The following is a 1684-nucleotide window of genomic DNA, read 5'->3' on the forward strand; positions in this document are numbered from 1 at the left end:
CCGGTCGCCGGCGGCTCGCCGTCCTTGACGCCGAAGCCCTCCGTGATCACCCGGGTCACCGTCCCGCTGGGCGCGGAGTAGCCGGGCGCGTGCAGGTCGAGCGCCTCCGTCAGCCAGCTCCAGCCGACCTCGCCGAGCAGCGGGTCGGCGGCCATCTCCTCCTCCACGTCGGCGTGCACCTGGGCCACCACGCGGAACGATCCCGTCCAGCCCTCGTGGCCGTCCGGGTCGTAGAGCAGCACGATCCGGCCGTCGCCCGCCTCCATGCCGTCCCTGAACGCGGTGGCGGCCATCGCCGCCGCGTAGGGGGCGAGCCGCCGCGGCGCCGGATGATCCTCGAACATGATGTCGCCCCGCACCTCGGCGACCGCGTCGCGGCCTGCCTCGAACGCCGCCACCGCAGCGGCAAATATGACTTCGCTGTCCGGCGCAGGCGCCTGCCCGCTCGCCGTCGCCGGCGCGGGCCCATCCGCCAACCTCATGGCCCGAGCGTACGTCGTTGCTGGCCCCGGCTGTAACGCGGCACGGACGGGCCGGTACTCGGCTGTGGCCTCGCCGCCCACGGTGCCCACGGTGCCCATGATGACCGCGGCGCCGCACCCGGTGCACATGAACTCGGGGCAGTCGCCGCCGTCCGCGTCCGGGCAGTCAGCAGGATGGATCTGCTCGAAAGGCTCGTCGCCACCACATCCGGGACAGTTTCCAAGCGGCTGGCTCATCGCTGCGTCCCTTTCGCGTCGACCGGAGATGGCGAGACTCGTCCCGATCTTGGCATGTACGACGGCGATTCCGGGGGATATCGGGCGGCGTGTCGCCGGGCTGGCGAGGCGCCGGTCCTCGGGCCCCGCGGCCTGTGAGAAAATCCCGTGGTGACCCAGCCCCAGACCACATCGCCCTTCATCCGCGCCTGCCGGGGGGAGCCGGTGCCGTACACCCCGGTCTGGTTCATGCGCCAGGCGGGCCGTTCGCTGCCCGAGTACCACAGGGTCAGGGAGGGCGTCCCGATGCGGGAGGCGTGCACCCGCCCCGAGCTGATCACCGAGATCACCCTGCAGCCGTTGCGCCGGTACGACGTGGACGCCGCGATCCTGTTCAGCGACATCGTGGTCCCGCTGCGCGCGGTGGGCGTCGACGTGGACATCAAGCCCGGCGTCGGCCCGGTGGTCGGCCAGCCGTTCCGCGAGCTGGGCGACGTGTCCCGGCTGCGCCCGCTCGAGCCCGGCGACGTGCCCTACATCACCGCGGCGGTACGGTCCCTGGTCGGCGAGCTCGGCCCGCGGCCGCTGATCGGCTTCGCCGGCGGCCCGTTCACGCTCGCGACCTACCTGATCGAGGGCGGCCCGTCGAAGAGCCACGACCGCACCAAGGCCATGATGTACGGCGACCCCGGGCTGTGGCACGCGCTCCTCGGGCGGCTCACCGACATCACGATCTCGTTCCTGCGCGTGCAGGTCGCGGCCGGCGCGTCGGCCGTGCAGCTGTTCGACTCCTGGGCGGGCGCGGTCAGCCCGGCGGACTACCGGCAGGCGATCCTGCCGCACACGTCGCGGATCTTCGCCGCGCTCGCGCCGTCGGGAGTGCCGCGGATCCACTTCGGCGTCGGCACCGGGGAGCTCCTCGGCCTGCTCGCCGAGGCGGGCGCGGACGTGGTCGGCGTGGACTGGCGTGTCCCGCTCGACGAGGC

The 1684-nt window shown here is 73.2% G+C and carries 2 protein-coding genes; one reads left to right on the top strand and one right to left on the bottom strand.

All coding sequences use genetic code 11. From position 1 onward, the window contains the following. Positions 1-482 (bottom strand): DUF3000 family protein (locus tag WA805_RS31090; RefSeq protein WP_425244117.1); only part of this gene is annotated, 482 nt, incomplete at its 3' end. A 465-nt stretch (positions 483-947) separates the two neighbouring features. Between WA805_RS31090 and WA805_RS31095 the strand changes: the two genes are divergently transcribed. Beyond that, a partial coding sequence (locus WA805_RS31095; RefSeq protein WP_425244118.1) for a uroporphyrinogen decarboxylase occupies positions 948-1684 on the top strand: 737 nt, incomplete at its 3' end.

The sequence above is a fragment of the Trebonia sp. genome, from assembly GCF_049794275.1.
In the GTDB taxonomy this organism is placed as follows: domain Bacteria; phylum Actinomycetota; class Actinomycetes; order Streptosporangiales; family Streptosporangiaceae; genus Trebonia.